The sequence below is a fragment of the Rhodococcus sp. KB6 genome (assembly GCF_001445685.1).
Taxonomy (GTDB): Bacteria; Actinomycetota; Actinomycetes; order Mycobacteriales; family Mycobacteriaceae; genus Rhodococcus_F; species Rhodococcus_F qingshengii.
On sequence record NZ_LNAK01000151.1, the window covers coordinates 351658 to 370095 of the forward strand.

An 18438-nucleotide genomic window follows, 5' to 3' on the forward strand; every position below is an offset into this window, starting at 1 on the left:
GGCGATGTGTGAGTTGTCGGTGCGCTCTGGTGGAATGCCTGGGTGAGTGAGACGGCAACACGCAGCAAGGTCACCATCCCGCGGGCGCGGTTGGTGCACCGAACTGCGCCGTCTCCGATACCCCGAACGTGGGACGAAGGGACGGCCCGGCTGTTCGCGCCGCCGTCCGAGGATCCGTTCCAACTCGCGTTCGGCCCTGTTTCATTCGGCTCGGGGGCCGCCTGGAGTCCCTGGCAGGTACTCGGCAGCCCCGGAACCGGCAAGACGTCCCTTCTGGTGGATCTGGCAGTGCAGAAGATCTCCGGTGGCGAAGATCCTGAATCGGTCCTGGTGCTCACCCAGTCGCGCCGGGCAGCGACGCAGGTCCGCGAGCAGATCACGGCCGGGTTGCTCGGGTACGAACAAGAACGCGGACCGCAGGCAACTCGTGAGCCGTTGGTCCGCACCGTTCACTCGTACGCCTTTGCCGTACTCCGGCTTCAAGCCGCAGCGCACGGCAACGCGCCGCCACGCCTGATCACCGGCGCCGAGCAGGACTCGGTGCTCCGAGAGATGTTGCGCGGCGACATAGAAGACGGTGCGCTTCGGTGGCCGGAGCGCCTGCGACCCGCATTGGGTTTGAACGGCTTTGCCGTCGAACTTCGAGATCTGATGCTGCGAGCGAACGAGCGCGGACTCGGTCCCGAAGATCTGGTCAAGCTCGGCAAGAAGCGTGGCCGTCCGGAGTGGGTGGCGGCCGGGCGGTTCGCCGAGGCCTACGAGCAAGGCGTGCTGCTACGCGGCAGTGTCGGTGTCGAGGCTCCGGAGGCGACGGCGCCGGCACTCGACGCGGCCGAGTTGATCGGTGCGGCATTGACCGCGTTCGCCACCGATCCCGAATTGCTTCGCTCCGAGCGCGCTCGGATCCGGCACCTACTCGTCGACGACGCACAACATCTGGATCCGCAGGCGGCGCAGCTGGTTCGGCTGATCGGAACCGCAACTGCGGGCACGGTCATCGCCGGTGATCCCGATCAGTCGGTCTTCGGGTTCCGCGGTGCGGATTCGGCGTTCCTACTCGGACTCGCCGAGCGCGGAGACGAGCGCCAGATCGTCCTGCCCACCACGTTTCGCAACAACGCCGACGTCGCGTCGATCGCGGCCAAGATCGCTGCGCGGCTGCCCGGCAACCTTGCTCATCGCATCGCGGTTCCATCCGATCTCACAGATGAGGACCCGGGGCGGGCGTCGGTGCGGGTTCTCGGTACGACGGCCAAAGAAGCGGCAGTCGTCGCAGATACCTTGCGCCGGGCGCATCTGCTGGACGGGATTGCTTGGTCCGAGATGGCCGTCATCGTGCGGTCGGTGCCGCGTACTCTCGCCCCTCTCCGGCGAGCCCTGCTCGCGGCCGGGGTACCCGTCACGACCGCTGCCACCGAATTGCCGCTGGCCAGGCAACACGGAGTGTCCGGCCTGCTGCTGGTCCTTCGGGCGCTCGGCGGCGATCAGTTCACCGGCGACGACGCGCTTGCCCTGATGGCCGGTCCCATCGGCGGCGCCGAGCCGGTCACCCTGCGCCGGTTGCGTCGTGGCCTGCGCCGGGTCGAGTTGGCATCGGGAAGTGATCGGGACTCCTCGGAGTTGTTGCGGCTCATTCTGATCGACGAGGATCGTGCGCAGTCCAAGCGCCTCATGGGCAAGTTGACAGACGTCGAAGCTGCGGCACTCAATCGCGTGCTGTCGGTCCTTCGCAAGGCCCGAGTGCCTCTCGAGCGAGGTCTCGGGGTCGAAGAAGTTCTGTGGGCGGCATGGCAGGCGACGGGGCTGGAACGACGCTGGGCGGCTGCGTCGGCGCGCGGCGGACCTATCGGCTCACAGGCCGATCGAGACCTCGACGCAGTCGTCGCACTTTTCGACGCGGCCGCCAACTACGTCGACCGGTTGCCGCGTTCGCAACTCGCCGGTTTCGTCGACTACTTGACCAGCCAGGAGATACCGACCGACTCGCGGAGCCGATCGGTCATCACTCCCGACGCCGTCACCGTGGTCAGCGCTCACGCCGCGGCGGGTCGCGAATGGGCGGTCGTGGCGGTGGCGGGTGTGCAGGAGGGACTCTGGCCGAGTTTGCGGGCACGCGGATCGCTACTGCGTACCGAAGCGCTGATCGACCTGGTCAACGGAGTCTCCGACGGCAGTGACTCGGCTGCCGAACGACTCTCGCGAACCGCACCGCTTCTGGCCGAAGAACGCAGGTTGTTCCTGGTTGCCTGTAGCCGTGCTCGTCGCCGTCTGCTGATCACCGCAGTCGAATCGGCTTCGGGGGACACCGACTTGGTGCCTTCGCGGTTCGTGGACGAATTGATCCGTGGTGACGCGTACTCGGACGATCCGTCCTCCGATCTCGACGTCGTTGCACCCGAGACCGGGGATACCCGGGTTTTGTCGCTGCCTGCACTGGTCGCACAGCTTCGCAGCGTCGTGTGTGATCCCGACATCGCGCATTTCGACCCCGAGAAGCATTCCCGGGCCGCTCGCCAGTTGGCACGTCTGGCTGCTGCCGGGGTACGGGGCGCGCACCCGGATCAGTGGTACGGCACAGCCGAGCCGAGTACCGCTGCTCCCATGTGGCAGCCCGAGGACGGACCGGTTTCACTATCGCCGTCCACCATCGAGCTTCTCGAAACATGCCCTCTCCGATGGGTGTTCGAGCGTCATGGCGGCAGCGACGGAGACAACACTCATGCGATCGCCGGTACGCTGGTCCATACCTTGGTGCAGGCATTGGCCGGCCGGATTCCACCGGATCAGGTCGAGAAGGCACTCGAAAATGCCTGGGAATCCATCGATCTGGGATCGCAGTGGTACTCGCGCCGCGAACTCAATCGAACTCGGGAGATGTTGGCGACGTTCACCGCCTGGATGAACGCAACTCGCGGCGAACTGACCGAAGTCGGCGTCGAGGTCGCGGTCGAGGGGGTCCTCGAACCACGTGAGGAGGGAGCGCCTGCGGTCAAGCTTCGTGGCCGGATCGACCGGCTCGAGCGCGACACCGAAGGCCGTCCGGTGGTTGTCGACGTCAAGACTGCGCGAAACCCTGTCAGCAACGAGGCCGCGCAATCTCACGCGCAGTTGGCGGCGTACCAGGTCGCAGCGGCCGAAGGTGCGATTGCCGGCGAACCGGCCACACAACCCGGCGGTGCACGCCTGGTATTCGTGGCCAAGTCCAACAAGAAAGACGGTGCGGCGCAGCGAGTTCAGCCGCCGCTGACGGCCGAAGCCGTCGAGATGTGGCGAGACGTCATCCACAACGCAGCGGCAGCGACCCAAGGGCCGCAGTATCTGGCCAGGGTCAACGACGGATGTAGACATTGCCCGGTGCGCTCGAGTTGCCCGGCACACGACGAGGGACGACAGGTGAGTAACTAAGTGGCTGCCGCGACGCAGAAGGCACGCCGACCGAAGATCGATCCTGTCGACCTGGCGGTCGCGCTCGGTCAACACCCGCCGACGCCGGAACAGGCGGCAGTCATCGCCGCACCGCTCGGTCCGACATTGGTCGTCGCCGGTGCCGGTGCCGGTAAGACCGAGACGATGGCTGCTCGCGTCGTGTGGCTGGTGGCCAACGGCTTCGTCGATCCCGAGGCCGTTCTCGGATTGACCTTCACGCGCAAAGCGGCACAACAGCTCACGTCGCGAATCCGCAAGCGCTTGGCGCGACTGGCGGGTTCGGACGTTCTGCGGGCACTCGACCCGACCGGCGGAGTGCGTTCCCGGATTCTGGCCGGGGAACCCGAAGTCAGTACCTACCATGCTTACGCGGGACGGTTGCTGTCCGAGCACGGACTGCTGTTGCCGATCGAACCCTCGGCGACGCTGTTGTCCGAGACCGAACTGTGGCAGGTTGCGCACCGCGTCGTGAGCGGCTGGGACAGTGATCTGGACACCGACAAGAATCCGGGGTCCATCACCGAAACCGTTCTGGCCCTTGCCGGTCAGTTGGCGGAGCACCTGGTCGACCCCGAGCAGTTGCTCGAGGCTCACACCGAGTTGGACAAGCTGATTCATACTCTGCCCGCCGGTCCGAAACAGCGGGGTGGGCCGAGCAAAGAGCTGTTGAATTACCTTGATGTGCAACACAAACGCATCGAGCTACTGCCCCTCGTTGCCCGGCTGGGTGAGACGCTGCGGCGTGAAGGCGCATTGGATTTCGGCAGCCAGATGTCGCTGTCGGCCCGTGTCGCCTCCGAACATCCCGAGGTCGGGCAAACCGAGCGTGAGCGCTTTCGGGTAGTTCTTCTCGACGAGTACCAGGACACCGGTCACGCTCAGCGAGTGTTGTTGTCCTCGTTGTTCGGTGGGGGAGCCGACGGCCGGTTGGCGCTGACAGCCGTCGGCGATCCGATGCAGTCGATCTACGGTTGGCGAGGCGCGTCGGCGGCCAACCTGCCACGGTTTGCAACCGACTTCCCGCTTGCCAACGGAAAGCCGGCTCCGACACTCGAACTGCTCACCAGTTGGCGTAACCCGCCGGAGGCTCTCGAATTGGCAAACCTGTCGTCCGCACCGTTGCGCCGACGCGGTGTGGCCGTCAGCACACTTCGTGCGCGGCCGGGAGCCGTCGCCGGAGACGTTCGACTGGCGCTGCTGGGAGACGTCGAACAGGAACGTCAGTGGGTTGCGGAGAAGATCGCCGAAGAGTACGAGGCGGCACGTGCCGAAGACCGCCCGACGCCCACGGCAGCGGTGTTGATCCGCCGCAACGCCGATGCTGCCCCGCTGGCCGAGGCTTTGCGGTCCAAGGGTCTGCCAGTCGAAGTGGTCGGACTCGGTGGGCTCCTGCACACACCCGAGGTGGCGGACGTGATCGCCATGCTCCGAGTGGTCGCCGATCCGCTGGCGGGCAGCGCCGCCGTTCGGCTGCTCACCGGAGCGAGATGGCAGATCGGCGCGAAGGACCTCGCCGCACTCTCGCAACGCTCCCGCGAACTTGCCATCTCCGCCGGATACGGAACAGCGGGTGCGGTCACCGACGCCGAGGCGCTCACCTCGGCAGTTCAGGACGCGCTGCCGGGAGAGAACGCCGAGCAGGCAGGATTGGTCGATTCGATCTCCGATCCAGGCCCGGCAGAACGCTATTCAGCTCTCGGGTACACACGCATCAACGCGATAGCGGCAGAGTTGGCGTCGTTGCGCGAACGTATCGGCCAGCCGCTCACCGAACTGGTGGCGGAGGTCGAGCGGGTGCTCGGTATCGGAATCGAGGCAGGCGCGCGAACCCGAGTCGGTGTCGTCGGGACCGCGGGCCGCGAGCATCTCGACGCATTTGCCGACGTCGTCGCCAATTACGCGACGCGTCCAACAGCCAATCTGCCCGGGATGCTCGCATTCTTCGCGGCCGCCGAACAGATCGAAAAGGGCCTCACTCCGGGCGAAGTGGAGGTGGCGCCGGATCGCGTGCAGATCTTGACCGTGCACTCGGCGAAGGGGCTCGAATGGGAAGTAGTGGCGATCCCGCATGTCAGCGACGGGGTGTTCCCCTCGTCCACCGCGTCCGGATCGTGGCTCGGGGCGCTCGCCGAACTGCCACCGTCGTTGCGTGGTGACCGGGCGGTCGACGCGGATTCGGCCGACGGAGTTCCGGTGCTCGACCTCGAGGAGCTGTACAACCGCAAGGACCTCGAGAACGCGATCACGGCGCACAAGAAGGCCTTGTCCAACCGTCGACTGGACGAGGACCGGCGACTGTTCTACGTCGCGCTGACCAGAACCGAACGGGCGCTGTTCATCTCGGCGCATCACTGGGCGGAATCCGGTTCGGAACCGAAGGGGCCTTCGGAGTTCCTGGACGAGCTGCATCAGATGGTCACGGCCGAAAACGATGCCGGTGAAGAAGACTCACGCGGTGCGATCGGCGTCGTGGAGGAATGGGCGCCTGCACCGGAACCCGACACCGAGAACCCGTTGGCCTCCACACCCCGTACTGCGCAGTGGCCGCCCGACCCGCTGGGTGCGCGTCGCGGCGCGGTCGAGGCCGGAGCCGCGAGCGTCCTGTCCGCACTTGCATCGCTGCCGCAAGACAGCGAAGAGACGGAAGAACCGGAGGACGATCCGGAGAACTGGGCCTCGGACGTCGACGTTCTACTGGCCGAGCGCGAAGCCCGGGCAAACGCGCGTGCCGAAGTGATTCTCCCGGCGCAGCTTTCGGTGACTCAGCTCGTCGACCTCAAGGCAGATCCGGATGAACTCGCGGCACGGCTGCGTAGACCACTGCCGTACCCACCTAACCCGCTCGCGCGGCGCGGCACGGCTTTTCACGCCTGGATCGAGCGAAGGTTCGGTGCGACCCGACTGTTGGATCTCGACGAACTACCCGGCGCCGCGGATACCGGCGCGGGTCCCGAGACCGATCTGGTGAAACTTCAGGATGCGTTCCTGCGGTCCCCGTGGGCCAATCGCAGCCCGATCGAAGTGGAAGTTCCTTTCGAAACATCCATTGCCGGAACGGTTTTACGCGGTCGGATCGACGCTGTGTTCGCCGATCCCGACGGCGGATGGACGGTGATCGACTGGAAGACCGGTGCCGAACCGTCGGCCGCCAACGAGGACGCTGTTGTGATGCAGTTGGCCGCGTATCGGGTGGCCTGGGCCGAATTGATGTCGGCCAGAGCCCGTTCGGCGGGGCGCAACGAACAGTTTCCGGCCGACAAGGTGCGGGCGGCGTTTCACTACGTTCGATCGGGTCGCACCATCGCACCCGAGAACCTGCCGGACGGTGAGGCTCTCGCTCGCCTCATCCGAACGGCAGGCGCGCAAGATTAGCTTGCGTTTCGACGAGCCTTGAGTGCTTCGGTCACCAGCGGAACCTGCAGGGGAAGACGTGCGATCGAACCGATCTTCTGCGGTGTGGACGTCTTCGGGCTTCGGCACCAGTCGATCGCCATCTGGATGTTGGCGGGGAACACGGCGACAAAGAGCGCGGCGGCAAGGCCCGCGCCGAGCTTGCGGGTCTTCGGCACGGCCAAGGCAGCGCCGATCGCCAGTTCCGCGACGCCGGACACCTGGGTGTAGGTGCGGGCCTGTCCGGGAAGCTGGCGGGGAACGGTGCTGTCGAAGAAGGAAGGCGCCACGAAATGCATGGTGCCGGCGCCGAGAAGGAGGGCCGACAAACGAAGAGCGGCCGCTTGGCTGGGAGTGGACGTCGAACCGGTGAAAGGCATTTGCCCAGCCTGCCTCACGGTGGACCTTCTTGCCACTACCGGCGCCACGACCCGCGCGCTATTCGGCGCCCGAGTTCCGAAGTCGATCTTCGAGGGTTACGCTGCCTGCCGATGTCCGTGTAGGTATTTCGTAAGTTCGAGTGAGAGAGTCGATGTATGGCCGGTAAGCTCCGGGCGCGTTTGACCAGGTCGGAAGCATTGACCGATCAGCCTGACTTCGCCCTTGTCGGGGTGCTGCGCATTCCCCAGCTACAGACAAGTCCGGCGCGGGCCATCTACAAGCGAGTTCTCATCGCGTTGGGTGCTCTCGGCGCCGCCGTGTTGATCGTGTACATCGATCGCGCGGGATACCGGGACGCACAGGACAACGAGCTGTCGCTGCTCGACTGCATTTACTATGCGACGGTTTCGCTCTCGACCACCGGTTACGGCGATATCACTCCGTTCACGCCGTCGGCGCGCCTGGTCAACGTCCTGTTGATCACGCCACTTCGGATCTTCTTCTTGATCGTGTTGGTCGGAACAACACTTTCAGCTCTGACCGAGAGTTCGCGTCAGGCGTTCAAAATTCAGCGTTGGAGGCAGCACGTGCGTAATCACACCGTCGTCGTCGGATACGGGACCAAGGGGCGGACGGCAATCGAAGCAATGCTCGGTGACGGTGTGCCGGCGTCGGAGATCGTGGTCGTGGACACCGATCAGACCGTCCTCGATTCGGCGGCGAGCAAGGGCCTGGTGACGGTGTTCGGTTCGGCGACGAAATCGGACGTACTTCGGTTGGCAGGTGCGCAGAATGCGTCGTCGATCATCGTGGCAACCAACCGTGACGACACCGCAGTGCTCGTGACGCTGACAGCCCGCGAAATCGCGCCGAAAGCCAAGATCGCCGCAGCCATCCGTGAAGCCGACAACGCGCATCTTCTGCGTCAGTCCGGCGCAGACTCCGTCGTCGTGTCCTCGGAGACGGCGGGTCGACTCCTCGGCATCGCGACCACGACGCCGACCGTCGTGGAGATGATCGAAGACCTGCTGACTCCGGAGGCCGGATTCGCGATTGCCGAGCGTGCCGTCGAGCGCGACGAGGTCGGCGGCTCTCCGCGTCATCTCTCCGACATCGTGCTCGGGGTCGTTCGTGACGGCCGTCTGGTTCGCGTCGGTTCACCCGAGGTGGACGCCGTCGAAGAGAACGATCGACTGCTCTACATTCGCCGCGTCACGAACTGAGTGTTACCGAGCTTCGTGCGCGCAGTAATGTCGTGAGCGTGAACGACTTCCAGCTGACCGAAACACCTCTGCTCTCACGCTCGAGCGTCGGCCGCGCCGAGGAATTGCGGTCGGACGCCGCTGCACTGACGACGGGTTGGGCGGACGCACTGCTCCTCCGTGTGAATTCACGGGGTCAGGTCAAGGTGTCGCCGGAAGGTCAATTGGTCTTCGCCGAGGCAACCGAGTTGGGGCCCGAACCGGTGCGCGGCGCGGTCTTCCTGGGAATTCGGGAGAATCGCCACGTCTGGGCGGTGCGGGTGTCGCTGCTGGCGGGCACTTTGTCTGAATTGCGGATGCTCGGCGGAACACTCGACGACGCGGACGCCGGTTTGTTGACCGGTGCCGTCGCGATTCTCAACTGGCACGACAGTGCCGGATTCAGCGCTATCGACGGCGCACCGAGTGAACCCACGATGTCCGGCTGGTCACGCATTTCCACGTCCACCGGCCACGAGGAGTTTCCCCGAACGGATCCGGCGGTCATCTGCCTGGTGCACGACGGCGGCGATCGAGTTCTACTCGCGCGTCAGCCGACCTGGCCGCAGCGCCGTTTCTCGATTCTCGCGGGATTCGTCGAGGCCGGGGAGTCACTCGAAACGTGTGTTGTCCGCGAGATCAAGGAAGAAGTCGGTATCGACGTGCACAGCGTTCGATACCTCGGGAGCCAGCCTTGGCCGTTCCCTCGCTCGGTGATGTTGGGCTTCGCCGCAATCGGCGACCCCGCCGCTCCGCTGCTGTTCGCGGACGGCGAGATCGCCGAGGGCACCTGGTTCACGAAGGACGAGGTGCGCGCCGCTCTCGAACTCGGCGACTGGGGTTCGGAAGCGGACGCGCCACTGCTGCTGCCCGGGTCGATCTCCATCGCTCGCGGAATGCTCGAGAGCTGGGTCAAGTAGCAGCCGGAGAAGGTCTACAGACCCAGAGCCTGCTTGACCTGGTTGAGCGACGGGTTGGTCGCAACGCTGCCGTCGCCGTACTTCACGGTCGGAACGACGTGATTGCCACCGTTGACGCTGCCGACGAAATCGGCTGCTGCCGGATCGTTCTCGATGTCGATCTCGGTGTACTCGATCCCCGACGCGTTGAGCTGCGTCTTGAGGCGACGGCAGTAGCCGCACCACGTGGTCGAGTAGATGGTCAGGGCAGGCGCATTTTCGGTAGAAGTCACGGCCGATATAACACCACGACCGAGAGCGTTGTTCCGTATCGGCCCGTGTTCTCTTGCCCACATACCGTCGGGCGCGGCGAATGGAGTGTCGGAACGTCCTGCCATGATGGTCCCCATGCCTGCGGACACCGGACTGGATCCAGAACAATCGGCCGCCGTGCTCGCGCCACGCGGCCCGGTATGTGTCCTCGCGGGCGCTGGAACAGGCAAAACCCGCACCATCACGCGCCGGATCGCTCATCTGGTTGCCGACGGTCACGTGTCGGCCGGTCAGGTGCTTGCCGTGACGTTCACCGCTCGTGCGGCCGGGGAAATGCGTGGACGTCTCCGTGAGCTGGGCGTCGGCGGGAGTGGGCCGCAGGTGCAGGCTCGAACTTTTCACGCTGCTGCTCTCCGTCAACTGAAGTACTTCTGGCCGCAGGTTGTCGGCGACACGCCGTGGCGTCTGCTGGACCGAAAGTTCGCCGTTGTCAGCAGTGCCGCAGCCCGGGTGGGATTGTCCACCAGCACGGAAAGCGTCCGCGACCTCGCCAGTGAAATCGAGTGGTCGAAGGCGTCGCTGATCGCGCCGGAGGATTACCCACGCGCGATCGCCAAGATTCGCCGTGAGGCACCGGTCGATGCCACCAAGGTGGCCCAGGTGTATGCCGCATACGAAGAGCTGAAAGCACGCGGCCAGGACGGCATGCTGCTTGATTTCGACGATCTCCTACTGCACACGGCGGCAGCTCTCGAAGAGCATTCGACAGTCGCCGACGAGTTCCGCGAGCGGTATCGCTGCTTCGTCGTGGACGAGTATCAGGACGTCACCCCACTGCAGCAGCGTGTGCTCGACGCCTGGCTGGGCGACCGAGACGATCTGACCGTGGTGGGCGATGCGAATCAGACCATCTACTCCTTCACCGGAGCCACCCCCAACTATCTGTTGGACTTCTCCCGGAAATTCCCCGAAGCGACCGTCGTTCGGCTCGAACGGGATTACCGCTCCACCCCTGAGGTCGTGTCGTTGGCGAACCGCGTGATCGGTGCCGCGCGCGGGCGGATCGCCGGGACGCGTCTGCAGCTGATCGGGCAGCGCGCGCCGGGGCCTGAGCCGGAGTTCATGGAGTTCGACGACGAGCCGGCCGAAGCACTCGGCGTTGCGCGGGCGATCAAACGGCTGATCGCGGCAGGCACCCCTGCGGCCGAGATCGCTGTTCTGTACCGGATCAATGCTCAGTCGGAGGCGCACGAGCAGGCCCTGACGAAGCTGGGCATTCCGTTCCAGGTGCGCGGTGGAGAGGGCTTCTTCACTCGCACCGAGGTACGTCAGGCGGTGGCAGCGCTGCGTCAGGCTGCTGGACGCGACGACCTCCCCGAAGGTGCAGACAACGGCGAAGCACTGGTCTCACTCGTCCGCGCTGTGCTCGCGCCGCTCGGCCTGACCAACGAAGAGCCTTCGGGTACTCAGGCACGCGAGCGCTGGGCTTCGCTCTCGGCTCTCGTGGCGCTCACCGAAGAACAACTTGTCCACGAACCTGAACTGACGCTCACCGGGCTTCTACAGGAGCTCACGGCCCGAGCCGAGGCGCGGCACCCACCGACCGTGCAAGGTGTGACGCTGGCCTCGCTCCACGCGGCCAAGGGACTCGAATGGGATGCGGTGTTCCTGGTCGGCCTCAACGACGGCACCCTGCCTATCCAACACGTTCTCGGCGACGCCAATTCGGGCGCCGACGACGTCGCGGTGGAGGAGGAGCGTCGGCTTCTGTACGTGGGGGTTACTCGTGCTCGCGAGCATCTGCAGCTGTCGTGGGCATTGGCCCGCAATGAGGGTGGACGCAAGTCCCGTCGCCGGTCGAGGTTCCTCAACGGGCTCATCCCCGAGGACTCGCCGGCTTCGCGCGTCGCCGCGCCGTCGTCGGGGAACAAGAAGCGTCCGCGCTGCCGCGTCTGCGGGAAACCGTTGATCGGGACGTCGGCGACCATGCTCGGGCGCTGCGAAAAATGCCCGTCCAATGTCGACCTGGAATTGCTCGAGCACCTCAAGGCCTGGCGTCTGGACAAGTCCAGAGAACTCAAAGTTCCGGCCTATGTCGTCTTCAGTGACAACACACTGATGGCTATTGCCGAACAACGACCACAAGATAATCGTGGACTGGTTTCGATCCCTGGAATCGGGCCGAAGAAACTCGACAACTTCGGGGAAGACGTACTAGCTGTCATTCGCGGTGAACTGCGAGCGGCAACACTCGATATCTGACAACACATCCGAATCGACAACGGTGAGTTACATAACCGCAGGTCAAAAATAGGTTGTGCAGATTCGGCAGATTCTCTACTCTGGTTTTCAGTGTTACGGGGCAACCTGTGCGCAGAAACTATCCGGACCGACACGAAATGGAGGTGGCAAAAAAATGACGAACTTGATCTCTTACGAAGCGTGCGCAAGCGCAAAGTTCGCTGTTGCCGCCCCCATGCTGCCGCGTGCAGCGGGATGGGCGCAGCATGCGCTCCGCCTGCGCCCTCAAGCAGCAGCAAAGAAAGCAGCTGTCGAGTCCGTGTTCTTAAGCCATCGAGGTATTTCTCGGTAGGACACATCCGTTCACTTACGGCCACGGACCCGCAGCCCCTGCGGACCGTGGCCTTTGTGTTGGATAGCCCTCTTCATCTGGTTTCCGACTCGGCTCAGGTTCGCACCCATCGAACCCATATCGTGCGACACAGTTTCGCATCCGAGCACTAGGAGACCGAGTTGTCTGCCCAGACAATCCGCGTGGAATCCGAAAACTCCACCACTGCAGTAACTTCCACCGACGTCACTTCGGCTGCAGTCACGTTCATCGAGGTCGCGTCCACCCGCCGCGACCTGCCGTGCCGGGCATCCAACCCCGATCTCTGGTTCGCCGAAGCTCCGGCCGAACTCGAGCAGGCGAAGGCACTGTGCGCGCAGTGCCCCATCCGTTCCCGTTGTCTCAGTGCGGCTCTCGACCGCGCCGAGCCGTGGGGGGTGTGGGGCGGCGAGATCCTCGATCAGGGGGCCGTCATAGCGCGCAAGAGACCGAGAGGGCGCCCACGCAAGCAACTTGTGTGCGCGTGAGAGCCCTATTCGGCGGAGCCGGTGTCTTATTCGGCGGAGCCGGTGTCATCCAGAACCGGCTCCGCGAACCCTGGCAACCAACGAGTCAGGATTTCCATGTACGGGGCATATGCGTCCAACTGGGCGCATATGCCGACCGAACCGAGAAGAACACGGAAGATCATCAAATACTCGGCCGGAAGGTTGAGTGCACGGGCCGTTCGGAACTGCGCACTGTTGAAGTCAGTGGCGGTTCCGGCGGCCTTTTGCAGCCATGCTCGAGTGAAGTGAAATGACTCGGTCTGGATCGGGTCGGTGAAGGGTCGCAGGTAATCCGCGATCTCCTTGTCGGTCACCGTGCGTCCGGGGATCACGAAACCGTTGGCGCGCAACAACTCCGTCAACTCGTCGAATTGTTCCTCGACAGCCAAGCGCACCATCGTGCCGAGAACCCGTGGCAGTCCGTTCGGGAACGGCGCAGCAGCACCGAAGTCGATGACGCCGAGTCGGCCGTCCTCGAGAAGCATGAAATTGCCGGGGTGCGGGTCACAGTGGAGCAATCCGACACGGGCCGGAGACGCGAAGTGGAATTCGGCGAGTAGTGCACCGGCCGCGTTGCGCTGCTCCGGCGTTCCACTCTCGATGATTCTGGTCAACGGGGTTGCCGTCATCCATTCGGTCACGACCACTTTCGGCGCGCTCGCCACGACGTGCGGGATCACGAATTGGGGATCTCCGTCGAACTCTTTGGCAAAAGCTCGCTGATTGTTCGCCTCGATCCGATAGTCGAGTTCTTCCTCCGTGCGCGCGGTGAACTCCTCGATCACGGGCCGTACGTCGACACCGGGCATGACCGAACCGAAGAGACCGGCAAATCTGCCCAGGGTCTTGAGATCGGCGCGTAGAGCTTCGTCGGCGCCGGGGTACTGAACTTTCACGGCTACGTCGCGGCCGTCCGCCCAGACGGCTCGGTGAACCTGCCCGATGCTTGCCGACGCGGTCGGTTCGTCGTCGAACGACTGGAATCGGTCGCGCCACTTGGTTCCGAGTTGCTGGTCGAGCATCTTGTGTACTTGCTTGGTCGGCAGCGGTGGGGCAGCGGCCTGAAGCTTGTTCAGCGACTCGCGGTACGGCTCGGCGAATTCCTCCGGAATTGCCGCCTCCATGACGCTGAGCGCTTGGCCCAGCTTCATCGCGCCACCCTTGAGTTCGCCCAGCACCGCGAACAATTGCTCGGCGGCCTTCGCGCTCAACTGCGCGTCGATCTCGCCTTTGTCACCGCCGGCGAGCTTGCGTCCGAAGCCCATGGCGGCGCGACCGGCCATCCCCAGGGGGATGCTCGCGAGTTTGGCAGTACGGGCAGAACTCTTGCGTGGGATCTCGGACACCACACCATCATGTCTGACTGGAGCGTCCTTTGCCCGAAACAGGTGCCAGGTATTGGCAACTGCAGGATATTTGCCGAGGCCAGCGCTTGGTTGTGATCCGATACGGACGGAGCGCGATCTCGAGCGTCGACGACAGACTGGCCGCATGCGTCGCCGCTGTCTCGGATAATGCGGAGTCGATCTCGGCCAGGGCCAGCGCGACACTTGCATGGATCATCGCCGATTCCGCGTGGCCTGCGCTGCCGAGTAGCTGCGCGGACAGATGAAGCCAATGAGGGTCGAGTTCGGATCGGAGGATGTCGGCGCACCGCAGGCAACTCGACTGACCAGGCAGGACAAGAGGACCGACCACACCGTTGCCGTCGCGGATGCGGACGGAAAGGTGGGGGAGTCCGCAGCGAACGAGATCGCTGACCAGACGAGGATCAGTTACGACGTCGTCGGCCAGGACCACCAGTTGTTCGTTCCACGTGCGCACGACGTCGGTGTTGCGATACCCGCGCGAGCGACGCGTGCTGACCCCGCCGGTGACCAGTGCGCGCTCGATGGCGTCAGAGAGCGGACCGACACCGTGAATCCGGACCGTCGCGGTGCTTCTGCGGGCAGTGTGGACGAAACCGGAATCGGCGAGTTGCTCGAGCAACTCCTCCGTCACGGATGTGGGAATCCCGAGCCTCGACGCTTCCCAGAGGATGTTTGCGCGGGATCTCGAGCCGTCCATTTTGCGCAGGATCGACTTCACCGCGCGATCGTCGACCCCGACAGGCAGAGTCAGCAGGACGGCACGTCCGGGGGTCCATCCCAGCTGCAGTCGACCATCCGGGCGCGACAGAACAGCGATCCGCGGGTCCCATCGAGGTCCCGCGGATCGCTGTGAAGTGCTGTCTTGTCTGGTGTCGTCGTGTGTGTGACCGGTCATCATTCGATGCTGGCACGACGGGCCCTCGGCGAGTCCCCGTCAGCGGCAGTTATCCACAGGCGGTCATCGCGGCTGATCTGCGAAAATCGGTCGAGAAGGGATTACTTCTCTTCGTCGTCCTCGCGGGTCTTGTCCATCGCTTCCTCGGCCGCACGCTCTTTTGCCACGACGGCTTCGAGCTGGGCTATCGGGTCGTCGAAATTACCGGCTTCGCCGGCGCCGAGGACACGGGCGACAAATCCGTCCGGTGCGTCGAGATCGCTCGAATCGGGCATCAGGTCGGGATGCGACCAGACGCCGTCGCGAACGTCCATACCGGCTTTCGCAGTGAGCTTCTGCCACAAACCAGCCGCTTCACGGACCTTGCGAGGACGAAGTTCGAGTCCGACCAGCGTCGCAAAGGTCTGTTCGGCGGGGCCGCCGGTAGCGCGGCGACGCCGCAACGTCTCACTCATCGCGGCAACACCAGGCAGTCGCTCGCCGAGTGCGGCGGTGACGACCGTCTCCACCCAGCCCTCGACCAGCGCAAGCAGAGTCTCGAGACGTTCGAGAGCGGCTTTCTGCTCCGGTGTGTTCTGCGGCTCGAACGTGCCCTGCTGCATCAACGCTTCGAGCTTGCTCGGATCGGTGAGAGCGGATGGATCGAGGTCCTTGGCGAATTCTTCCATCGCCGAGAAGTCCATGGTGATTCCGCGGGCGTATTCCTCCACTGTCGCGAGAACACGCTGGCGCAGCCACGGAACGTGACTGTAAAGGCGCTGATGAGCGGCTTCCCGCGCGGCGAGGAAGACCAGAACTTCCTGATGCGGCTGTTCGAGACCCTCACTGAAAGCCTGAACCGCAGCCGGGAGAAGGGCCGCGGTGCCTTCGGGGCCGAGGGGCAGGCCGATGTCAGTGGAGGAGAGCACCTCGGTGGACAGTTGGCCGAGTGCCTGGCCCAATTGCGAGCCGAACGCGAGTCCGCCCATCTGGCCGAGCATGCCCAGCATCGGGCCAGCCATCTGCTGTGCTTCGGCCGGAAGACCCTGGACCCACATGCCCGCTACCTTCTCGGCCACCGGATCACAGAGTCGCTTCCAGGTGTCGATCGTGTTGTCGAGCCAGTCGTTCGGAGTCCACGCAAGAGTGCGGCTCGCTCCGGCAGGGAGCGTTGTCGCGGCGTCCAGCCACATCTCGGCCAGGTGCGCGGCGTCGGCGATCGCCTTGACGTTGCCCTCGGTGATCGGTGTGACCGATCCGATCTGTTGGCGTGCCAGCTTCTTGGCGATGTCGTAGTTGACCGGGCCGGACGTACCGCCCTGGCCCATCGACGAGCCCATTCCGCTCAGCATCTGCCCGAACTGGGTGAGCATCTGGCCGAGCTGAGCCGGATCGAATCCCTCACCGCCCGCGCCGAACCCGAACGGCATGTCACCACCCCCGAACGGATTGCCACCCGCCGCGTTCTTGTCGCGATCGGGATCGTCGTCGGAGTTGGAGAAGCCGAACGGCATATTGCTCATACCTCAACGGTACAAGGCTCGAGCGGTCGGAGTCGCCCTCCGAGTCACGCTGACGGCGAACACGCACGGCGCTCAGGCGGTGCGATCGGTGCTCCGGAGCCTTCGCGCTTTACTCTGGATCAGGTGAATCGACGGATAGTGACGCTCTTGGCCGCACTCGCACCCATCGTCGTGTTGGGAGTCGTCGGAACAATGGTCACTGTTCCTTATGTCGCACTCGGTCCGGGCCCCACCTTCAACACGCTCGGCGACGTCGACGGTAAGCCCGTCGTGGACATCCAGGGGACCGAGGTCGATCCCACCGACGGCAACCTCAACATGACAACGGTGTCGGTTCGCGACGGCCTCAACATCTTCGAAGCGTTCGGACTGTGGGCGAGTGGCAGCAACGGACTCGTCCCTCGCTCGGAGATCTATCCGCCCGAGAAGTCGAAGGAAGAGATTCAGCAGGCCAACACCGCCGACTTCCAGCAGTCCGAGGACAGTGCCGAGTTGGCGGCACTGCACTTTCTCGGCAAGCCGGTGGCACTGACTGTTTCGAAGGTGACTCCGGACGGTCCCGCTGCGGGTGCCCTGCAAGAAGGCGACGTCCTGGTCAAGATCGGCGACACTCCGGTAACCACCATCACCGGCGTTCAGGACACGGTCGGTGCGATCGCGCCCGGCACCGCGATCGACGTCACCGTCCTACGTGAGGGTGTGGAGACCGTTGTGCCGGTCACCGTCGGGGCGCGGCCCAACAAGCCCGAATCGGGTTACCTCGGCGTCACACCCAACGAGGTCCCGGACGTTCCCTTCACCGTGCAGTTCAATCTCGCCGACATCGGCGGTCCTTCTGCCGGACTGATGTTCACACTGGCCTTGGTCGACAAGCTGACTCCGGGGGAGCTCAACGGTGGAAAGTTCGTGGCCGGAACGGGCACCATCGACTCCGACGGCGAGGTCGGTCCGATCGGCGGCATCAGGTACAAGTTGATCGCCGCGTCCCAAGCCGGTGCTGAGACCTTCCTCGTGCCGGCCCAGAACTGTGACGAGGCGAAACAGAATGCGCCGGACGGGCTTCGACTCGTCAAGGTCGACAACCTGCCCGGCGCAGTGGACTCACTCGAGAGCCTCAACACGGGCGGCGACGCACCCCGCTGCTGAAAGCTGCCTGGCCGCCGACGACTCTGTCAGTCTTCTTCGACCTCGTCGAGCGTCGCGTACAGGGCGTGCACGAGGTGAGGTGCAAGACCGTCGTAGGTGAGCAGTTCCAAGTCACCGTACGGATCCGCATCCTCGTCGGGACGCATCTGTAGGAGCGACAGCGAGGGACCGTCACGGAGCACGCCGACGAACAGTCGAGCCTCGCGTCGATCGGGATGCGCGTTGGCCGTCAGCCGCGCGACCTCGTCCGCCGCGTGCTGATCGGTCAACACCGGCGCCGTGGCGTGGTCGAGATCCGATTCCGCCTCGGGCGGCAGGACGACGATCTCCTGCACCAGGATGCAACCCTGCACGGACTCGGGCCAATGCGTCGTCGCCAGGAACTCGTCGAGTGCCCGTGAACCGCCGATGATGTCCTCGGGAAGCGATTCCTGTTCGATAGGTGTGTATTCGGCGCCCTCGGCGAGTTGGTCGAGCAGTCCGGGTTCGGCCGCGGCGAGCATTTCGGTGGGTACCAACGCGTACAGCTTCGGCGGCTGATCCCAGCCTTCGGCGTCGATGTGGTCGACAACTTCATGAACGCACCGGGCGAGGGCACTCGGTGATCTGCTCATATTCTCTTCACTCACACGTTCATCCTCCCACCTTCTGTCCGGCTCCCCGCTCTCCGTGTTGTCAACCCGTGACCGTTGTTACGTAGAGTGGTCGGAAACGGCCAAGTCCACTCGGGCGTGGCCGCAGTGATCGATGCAATCGGTTGCGACGCCACGGCGTCGCCAAATCTTGGAGCGTGGC

General features: G+C 64.5%; 13 protein-coding genes. 7 read left to right on the forward strand and 6 right to left on the reverse strand.

The window, feature by feature from the left end; genetic code table 11:
- Positions 1-42: 42 nt before the first annotated feature.
- Positions 43-3405, forward strand: a complete 3363-nt coding sequence (locus tag ASU23_RS27365; RefSeq protein ID WP_058039102.1) for an ATP-dependent DNA helicase — start codon at positions 43-45, stop codon at positions 3403-3405.
- Positions 3406-6798: an ATP-dependent DNA helicase gene (locus tag ASU23_RS27370; RefSeq protein WP_047271670.1), complete on the forward strand. Its 3393-nt coding sequence runs from the start codon at positions 3406-3408 to the stop codon at positions 6796-6798. It begins immediately after the preceding gene.
- On the opposite strand, the gene ASU23_RS27375 is transcribed toward ASU23_RS27370, so the two are convergent.
- On the reverse strand, positions 6795-7196 hold the full coding sequence (locus ASU23_RS27375; RefSeq protein WP_003942341.1) for a hypothetical protein: 402 nt from the start codon (positions 7194-7196) through the stop codon (positions 6795-6797). The genes ASU23_RS27370 and ASU23_RS27375 overlap by 4 nt on opposite strands.
- A 156-nt stretch (positions 7197-7352) precedes the next feature.
- On the opposite strand from ASU23_RS27375, the gene ASU23_RS27380 reads away from it, so the two are divergent.
- The gene (locus ASU23_RS27380; protein ID WP_003942296.1) at positions 7353-8420 is read left to right on the forward strand and encodes a TrkA family potassium uptake protein; all 1068 of its coding nucleotides are present in this window, start codon (positions 7353-7355) and stop codon (positions 8418-8420) included.
- Positions 8421-8458: 38 nt separating this feature from the next.
- Positions 8459-9358 (forward strand): NAD(+) diphosphatase, encoded by a 900-nt coding sequence (gene nudC / locus ASU23_RS27385; RefSeq protein WP_007731249.1) that lies wholly within the window; start codon positions 8459-8461, stop codon positions 9356-9358.
- Positions 9359-9372: 14 nt separating this feature from the next.
- Here nudC and ASU23_RS27390 read toward each other — a convergent pair whose 3' ends face one another.
- Entirely contained in the window at positions 9373-9630 is a 258-nt protein-coding gene (locus ASU23_RS27390) for a mycoredoxin (RefSeq protein WP_003942350.1), read from the reverse strand.
- Between the two features lie 103 nt (positions 9631-9733).
- On the opposite strand from ASU23_RS27390, the gene ASU23_RS27395 reads away from it, so the two are divergent.
- Together ASU23_RS27395 and ASU23_RS27400 are read left to right on the forward strand one after the other, a co-directional pair.
- On the forward strand, positions 9734-11872 hold the full coding sequence (locus tag ASU23_RS27395) for an ATP-dependent DNA helicase UvrD2 (RefSeq protein WP_003942300.1): 2139 nt from the start codon (positions 9734-9736) through the stop codon (positions 11870-11872).
- Positions 11873-12385: 513 nt separating this feature from the next.
- Positions 12386-12709 carry a WhiB family transcriptional regulator gene (locus ASU23_RS27400; RefSeq protein WP_003942321.1) on the forward strand — a complete coding sequence of 108 codons (324 nt, stop codon included), beginning with the start codon at positions 12386-12388 and terminating at the stop codon, positions 12707-12709.
- A gap of 26 nt (positions 12710-12735) precedes the next feature.
- On the opposite strand, the gene ASU23_RS27405 is transcribed toward ASU23_RS27400, so the two are convergent.
- The 3 genes from ASU23_RS27405 to ASU23_RS27415 all read right to left on the reverse strand — a co-directional run bounded on the left by ASU23_RS27405 (position 12736) and on the right by ASU23_RS27415 (position 16497).
- Positions 12736-14076, reverse strand: a complete 1341-nt coding sequence (locus tag ASU23_RS27405; protein WP_030534995.1) for an AarF/ABC1/UbiB kinase family protein — start codon at positions 14074-14076, stop codon at positions 12736-12738.
- A 7-nt stretch (positions 14077-14083) separates the two neighbouring features.
- On the reverse strand, positions 14084-14998 hold the full coding sequence (locus ASU23_RS27410; RefSeq protein WP_058039103.1) for a hypothetical protein: 915 nt from the start codon (positions 14996-14998) through the stop codon (positions 14084-14086).
- A 98-nt stretch (positions 14999-15096) separates the two neighbouring features.
- Complete coding sequence (locus ASU23_RS27415) at positions 15097-16497, reverse strand: zinc-dependent metalloprotease (protein WP_058039104.1); 1401 nt, start codon at positions 16495-16497, stop codon at positions 15097-15099.
- A 123-nt stretch (positions 16498-16620) separates the two neighbouring features.
- Between ASU23_RS27415 and ASU23_RS27420 the strand changes: the two genes are divergently transcribed.
- The gene (locus ASU23_RS27420; protein ID WP_058039105.1) at positions 16621-17643 is read left to right on the forward strand and encodes a PDZ domain-containing protein; all 1023 of its coding nucleotides are present in this window, start codon (positions 16621-16623) and stop codon (positions 17641-17643) included.
- A gap of 26 nt (positions 17644-17669) precedes the next feature.
- Here ASU23_RS27420 and ASU23_RS27425 read toward each other — a convergent pair whose 3' ends face one another.
- On the reverse strand, positions 17670-18257 hold the full coding sequence (locus tag ASU23_RS27425; RefSeq protein WP_007731266.1) for a PPA1309 family protein: 588 nt from the start codon (positions 18255-18257) through the stop codon (positions 17670-17672).
- Positions 18258-18438: the final 181 nt, after the last annotated feature.

Excerpts from the sequence above, each read along its gene's own strand:
- ASU23_RS27375 (WP_003942341.1), bottom strand. The coding sequence starts at position 7,196 with ATGCCTTTCACCGGTTCGACGTCCACTCCCAGCCAAGCGGCCGCTCTT.
- ASU23_RS27380 (WP_003942296.1), top strand. The coding sequence starts at position 7,353 with ATGGCCGGTAAGCTCCGGGCGCGTTTGACCAGGTCGGAAGCATTGACC.
- ASU23_RS27395 (WP_003942300.1), top strand. The coding sequence starts at position 9,734 with ATGATGGTCCCCATGCCTGCGGACACCGGACTGGATCCAGAACAATCG.
- ASU23_RS27410 (WP_058039103.1), bottom strand. The coding sequence starts at position 14,998 with ATGATGACCGGTCACACACACGACGACACCAGACAAGACAGCACTTCA.
- ASU23_RS27415 (WP_058039104.1), bottom strand. The coding sequence starts at position 16,497 with ATGAGCAATATGCCGTTCGGCTTCTCCAACTCCGACGACGATCCCGAT.
- ASU23_RS27425 (WP_007731266.1), bottom strand. The coding sequence starts at position 18,257 with ATGAGCAGATCACCGAGTGCCCTCGCCCGGTGCGTTCATGAAGTTGTC.